The following is a 6,153-nucleotide window of genomic DNA, read 5'->3' as shown; positions in this document are numbered from 1 at the left end:
GTCTTTTGTCCGTGGCCTGCGTTGGCTCGGTCCTTACAGCCCGCGTTGGGGATGCTCGGACCTCGCCGCCTTGGCCACAGCCAAAATCCCTCGCCGCAGGACCCCGCGCAATTTTCGGACACGCTCTTAAGGGTCTGTGCAAAAATAAATTCCGGTTTTGCTGGAGGCGATTTCGCTTTCTGGCGAGGCACGACGAAGGAGCATAGCCAGGGCTCTGCGACTGAGAGCGTGTCCGAAAATTGCGCGGGGTTCCTCGCGGGGAGAGAGGGAAGTCAATCGGAGTCGCTGACCGACACTTTACTGATCAGACCGTGGGATAGAAATCCCACGGTCTGATCAGTAAAGTGCACCCAAAGACGAATGTGCCGCCAAACGCACACTTGTCATCAGCCGTTCCGTGCCTTAAAAGTCTCCTTACCAGAACCCAACCCATCAACCTGGTGGCTATTATGTCAAAAACAACGTCCTCTATTCGAACGTTCCTCAAGAATCCGATGTATCGGCGCGCGTTTACGCTGATTGAACTGCTGGTGGTCATTGCGATCATCGCCATTCTCGCGGGCATGCTCTTGCCGGCGCTGGGCAAAGCGAAAGCCAAAGCCCAGGGCATTTCCTGCATGAGCAATCACAAGCAACTGGCGTTCGCCTGGCGATTGTACGCCGAAGACAACAACGAGCGCCTCATCGGCGCTTCCAACTGGAATCCGCCCGGCGGCGGGCTGGTCCCCAACTGGACCGGCGCGAGCTGGCTCACTCTCAACAACAAAAGCGACCCCAACAACTGGAACCACGACCTCTACACGTACAAGAGCCTGCTTTGGCCGTACTGTGGCGGTTCCGTCGGCATCTGGAAGTGCCCGGCCGACAAATCCACGGCCATCCCCTCGTCCGGGCCTAACAAGGGGGCGACGGTCCCCCGCATTCGCAGCATGTCGATGAACAATTGGGTCGGAGGTCCTGGCTGGAACAACTCCGGCAACTGGCGTCCGCAAAATTCCACGGGCTGGCAAACTTATCTGAAATCCACCGACATGAACGATCCGGGTCCCAGCGGCACGTTCGTTTTCCTGGATGAACGCGAGGACAGCATCAACGACGGCTATTTCGTCGTCGATATGGCGGGTTACGCAAATCAGCCGAACCGCTGGAAAATCGTCGATTACCCGGCCAGTTACCACAATAGCGCGGGCGGAATGTCGTTTGCGGATGGACATTCCGAGATCAAGGTTTGGAAAGATCCGCGGACCAAACCCAAGCTCTCCAAGAATGACATCCCGCTGGATGTCGCTTCCCCCAACAACAAAGACGTGCTCTGGATGCAGGAGCGCAGCACGCGGCAATAGTAATAGTTTTTGGTTTGGTGACGAAGCCACCCAACTCGCGCTGGGTGGCTTTCTTTTTTTGACCATGAATACGCCGGTAGGGCGAGCCTGTCCTCAGCGAGCGGGAACTGGACGTGTTCCAGACTCGTCGAGCGGCTCGCCGGGACGGACTCGCCCTACCGAGTTTCACGGCCGTAAGCATGGTTCCGAGACCTACGGATCTTCCCATGAATCCGCAGCAGATTCACGGCTGCCACAAATTGCAGAGGAACAATTCGTGGTCGCCCCGAATTCGTGGGGGCCAAGGAAGCTTCCCATGAACCGCCTCTTCGGACCGCGGCCTTCAGGCCGCTTCAACGCTCGACTCCGGAGAGTGCACGGAAGCAGCCTGAAGGCTGCGGTCCGCGCAGTTTTCGGTTCATGGGCCATGGGCATGGCTTCTTGGCCAAGGAAGCTTCCCATGAACCCACGCACCCCTTCCCCCCTCCCAGGAGGGGAACTTGCAACCAAGGCGCGAAAAGCAGCTCCCCTCCTGGGAGAGAAAGGGGTGGGCTCATGGGGCGTGTGCATGGCATCGTGGCCATGGAAACTTTGCATGAACCACACCAGATGAGCCAGAGAGGATGGTTGAAAGTTCTGATCGGTGTGCTCTTGGGAGCCAGTTGCGTCTTCTTGGTGGCCAGGCTCCGGTCACACAAACCGGAGTTCAGTCCTTCAGCCATACTTCCGAGCACGCCGCGCCCGTTGACTTTCACGCGCGATGTCGCGCCGATCCTTTTCGAACATTGCGCGCCGTGCCATCGGCCAGGCCAGTCCGCCCCATTCAGCCTGCTCACCTACGCCGACGCGAAGAAGCGGGCGAAACAGATCGGCGAAGTCACGGCTCGGCGATGGATGCCTCCCTGGCTGCCCGAATCTGCCCTTGTTCCGTTTGCAGACGAGCGCAGGTTGACCACGAATCAGATTGAGGCCATTCAGAGATGGGTGGCTAGAGGCGCGGCAGAAGGCGATCCTGCGGACCTTCCTTCGCCGCCGAAATGGACCGATGGCTGGCAACTCGGCGAGCCGGACCTGGTGTTGACCATGACGGAGCCCTACGCGCTGCCCGCTGACGGGAAGGACATTTACCGTTGCTTTGTCATCCCCGTGGCGCTGGACCAGCCGCGCTACGTTCAGGCCGCGGAGATTCGTCCGGGCAACCCGACGGTCGTGCATCACGCGATTCTCCAAATTGACCGGACGCGCGCTTCGCGCCGGCTGGACGAGCAGGATCCCGAACCCGGTTTCAGCGCGGGCATGTCCGCGGGCAAGGCGCAGCTTCCGGAAGGACATTTCATCGGTTGGACGCCGGGCAAAGTCACGTCGAAAGGAAGCGCAGGGCTGGCGTGGCGTTTGGCCCCCGGCGCCGATCTCGTTCTCCAACTTCACATGCGTCCCAGCGGAAAGACCGAGCAACTTCGGGCTTCCGTGGGCCTCTACTTCGCGGACCAGCCACCCCGGCTGGCATCCCACGCGTTGGTCCTGCGCTCGAAATGGATCGAAGTCCCGGCAGGCGCCCGCGAGTTTCCCATCGAAAAGAGCTGTGTGTTGCCGGTCGATGTCCAGGCCTTGCGGATTTACCCGCATGCCCATTACCTAGGCAAAGAAATGAAAGTGACGGCCACGCGTCCGGGCGCTCCACCGCGCGTCTTGCTGCACATCAAGAACTGGGACTTCAACTGGCAGGACGAATATCGCTTTGCCGATGCGCAATTCCTTCCCAAGGGAACGCGCCTCTCGTTCCGCTACACCTACGACAATTCCTCCGACAACCCGCGCAATCCGTTTCATCCGCCGAAGCGGGTGGTGTATGGCCAGAATTCCACGGACGAAATGGCGGAGCTGATGTTGCAGGTCGTCCCGAGCCGCGCCGCGGACCTTGAGCCGCTTCGGAGAGAATCCGCTTTCCGCGCCATCCAGGAAGAGATCGAAGCGGGGGAAAAGCAGCTTGGCGCGGATCCGAACAACGCGGCTCAGCATCGCGCGCTCGGCTTGCTGCACCAACAACTGGGCCGGATGGCGCCGGCGCTCGCCCATTTCCAGGAAGCGCTCCGCATTGAACCGGGCTCAAGCCGGACGCGTCTCTTGCTGGGCGATGCGCTGGCTGAAACGGGCCGCTTTGATGATGCTTTGACGCAGTTCCGCGAAGCCGATCGGTTGGATCCGAACCAGCCTGAAGTCCTGAACTCGCTCGCGCAGGCGCTGGCCCGGCATCCGAATGCCGGCGCGCGCAATCCCGCCGAAGCCATCCGCGTCGCAACGCGCGCCGTGGACCTCACCCAACGCCGCGACCCGGCGATGCTGGAAACGCTGGCGATCGCTTATGCGGCGGCAGGACAATTCGAACCGGCCGTCGCAACTTCCGAGCTCGCCATCCAGGCGGCTGTGGCGGAGCAGAACCTGGAGTTGGCCGATCAGATCCGGAAGCGGCTGGAAGCGTACAAAGACTAAGAGCGTGTCCGAAAATTGCGCGGGGTCCTGCGGCGAGGGATTTTGGCTGTGGCCAAGGCGGCGAGGTCCGAGCATCCCCAACGCGGGCTGTAAGGACCGAGCCAACGCAGGCCACGGACAAAAGACCCGCCGCCCGGAGGGTTTTCGCGCCAAAGGCCGCCTGGCTTCGTTGCTCCTCAGTCGAAGATCCAGGGAGGATATTCTCCTTCGTTGCGCCTCGCCATCCGGCCTTTGGCGCGAAAACAGGACCCCGCGGAATTTTCGGACACGCTCTGAGAGCGTGTCTGAAAACTGTCTTCAGCCGCCGGGCCTTTTGTCGGCAAGTTGCCGCCAAACACGGGCTGGTAGCCCGCTCCACCCATTTTTCAGAAAGGCTCTAAGCTTTGATAAGCGTCTTCAGACCTCGCACCAGGCGTCCAATCCCCTCTCGAGCCGTTTCTTCACGCAACGCGCCGTACGCCACGCGAAGGCAGCAGCCGGTTTCGAGACCGAAAGTGGTGCCAGGGATCACTGCCACGCGAAAATCACGAATCAGCCGTTCCACCAGGTCCATGGGTTTCCAGTCGATGCGCAATCGCAGCAGAAAATAGAATGCACCGGATGCGGCCGGAATCGTGCAGAACGTCTTGAGGCTTTCCAATTCTTTGAGGAACAACTTGCGCACCTCGATGATGGAAGCCATTTGCGATTGGCAGTACGCCCGTCCGGCCTTGAGCGCGCCCACGGCCGCGAATTGAGAGATCACCGGCGCGCAAATCAGAATCGTGTCTTGAATCTTCTTCACCGAGACCAGCAAGCGCTCCGGGATCACCATGTAACCAATGCGCCAGCTTGCGAATCCAAAAGCCTTCGAGAGCGAGAACAACGAAATCGTGTGCGGAGCGCTGTCCGGGATTGAAGCGGGCGAGAAATGCCGCGCGTCGTCGTACGTGAAATATTCGTAGGCTTCATCGTGGATATGAAACACGCCGCGGTCGCGGCACAGGGCATTGACTTCACGGAGGGCCTGTTCGGGATACACCGCGCCCGTCGGGTTATTGGGGGAGATCGTAACCACGGCGCGGGTCCGAGACGTGATGGCCTGGCGAATCGCCTCCGGCCGCAGTTGATAATTCTCGTCCGTGGACACGAGCACCGGCCGGCAACCGGCCATCACCACCGCCATTTCGTGATTGAAGTAATAGGGCGTCTGAAGAATCACCTCATCGCCCGGATCGGTGATGGCCAGCACGGCGTTCATAAATGCCATGTTGCCGCCCGCAGTGACGATCAAAGCGTTCGCTTCGCCAAGTTGGATTCTGTTTTCCGATTCAAGCTTCGCCTTCAGGATTTCGAGCAAGGGCGGGATGCCCTGGACCAGTTTGTATTTGTGATTCTCCGGCTCGGCGAGAAATTGGCTGAGCTGATCGAAGGCTTCCTTCGGCGGGCCGTAGTGAACGACGCCCTGGCCCAGGGAAATCGTTCGCGGGTGATTCTTGATCAGCTCGCCGACGACCGGGATGATCGGCGACTGCACGGCTTGCATGCGCCTGGGATCAGGCCGCGGTTCAAGAAACATATCGCCTCACTCCGGTTCCCAGGGAACCGTCCATTGGTAAATTCGGTGCGTTCTCTGAGTTTCCGCCGGGCGAATCTCCTCCACGGCTCTCGGCTTCGCGCCCCGCATATCAAAATCGAACGAAAGAATGCGCGTGCCCGGCTTAAGTTGCGCCAGCCTGGGCATGAGCCGAACGTTCAACTCCGGGAGCAGATACAGCGTCACCACGGTCGCGTCGCTGAAATCCAGTTGAAAAATGTCCGCTTTGAGGATCGTCACCAGGTGGGCGACGCCGTTCGTTTTGACGTTGCGCTGAGACTGCGCGATCCGCATGGGATCGATGTCCACGCCCGCGGCCCGCACCCCGTATTTCTTGGCTGCGGTGACGACGAAACGCCCGTCGCCGCAGCCGAGGTCGTAGAGCACGTCGCCCGGCTTGAGTTCCGCGAGTTCAAGCATCCGGTTCACGGCGGCCTGCGGCGTGGGGACGAAAATGACATCTGGGCCCCGCGCCGGCGACGTCTTCGTCAGCTTGAAAAACAGTCGTTCGAGGTAGGTGGGCTCCGCTTCGGCGAAGAAATCCGGCAGCGGGAAATGGCACACGTAAGCCAGCGCTGCTCCGAACAAGACCCCGACGAGTGCCGTCATTCTGAGCCGGCCAGACAAACGCCGCCGGGCAAGCGATGACTTAGTGGTCCCGTCGAGCATTGTTCAAAAGGATTGCTTCATGGGAAGTTCCCTGCTCCAAAAGGACCTGCACTCGGCCCCTGAACTCGGTAGGGCGAGTCCCGTCCCGGCGAGCCG

4 protein-coding genes are annotated in these 6,153 nt (G+C 60.4%); 2 read left to right on the top strand and 2 right to left on the bottom strand.

The window, feature by feature from the left end:
* Positions 1–431 precede the first annotated feature (431 nt).
* Together FJ398_25250 and FJ398_25245 are read left to right on the top strand one after the other, a co-directional pair.
* Positions 432–1,343: a type II secretion system protein gene (locus FJ398_25250; GenBank protein ID MBM3841200.1), complete on the top strand. Its 912-nt coding sequence runs from the start codon at positions 432–434 to the stop codon at positions 1,341–1,343.
* A 273-nt stretch (positions 1,344–1,616) separates the two neighbouring features.
* Entirely contained in the window at positions 1,617–3,812 is a 2,196-nt protein-coding gene (locus FJ398_25245; protein MBM3841199.1) for a tetratricopeptide repeat protein, read from the top strand.
* Positions 3,813–4,188: 376 nt separating this feature from the next.
* On the opposite strand, the gene FJ398_25240 is transcribed toward FJ398_25245, so the two are convergent.
* Positions 4,189–5,337, bottom strand: a complete 1,149-nt coding sequence (locus FJ398_25240; protein MBM3841198.1) for a pyridoxal phosphate-dependent aminotransferase — start codon at positions 5,335–5,337, stop codon at positions 4,189–4,191.
* A 39-nt stretch (positions 5,338–5,376) separates the two neighbouring features.
* Positions 5,377–6,057, bottom strand: coding sequence for a class I SAM-dependent methyltransferase (locus tag FJ398_25235; GenBank protein MBM3841197.1), 681 nt, complete (start codon positions 6,055–6,057; stop codon positions 5,377–5,379).
* Positions 6,058–6,153: the final 96 nt, after the last annotated feature.

The sequence above is a fragment of the Verrucomicrobiota bacterium genome (assembly GCA_016871535.1).
Taxonomy (GTDB): domain Bacteria; phylum Verrucomicrobiota; class Verrucomicrobiia; order Limisphaerales; family SIBE01; genus VHCZ01.
The sequence above is the reverse complement of the archived record's forward strand: the minus strand, read 5'-3'. Positions and strand labels throughout refer to the sequence as shown.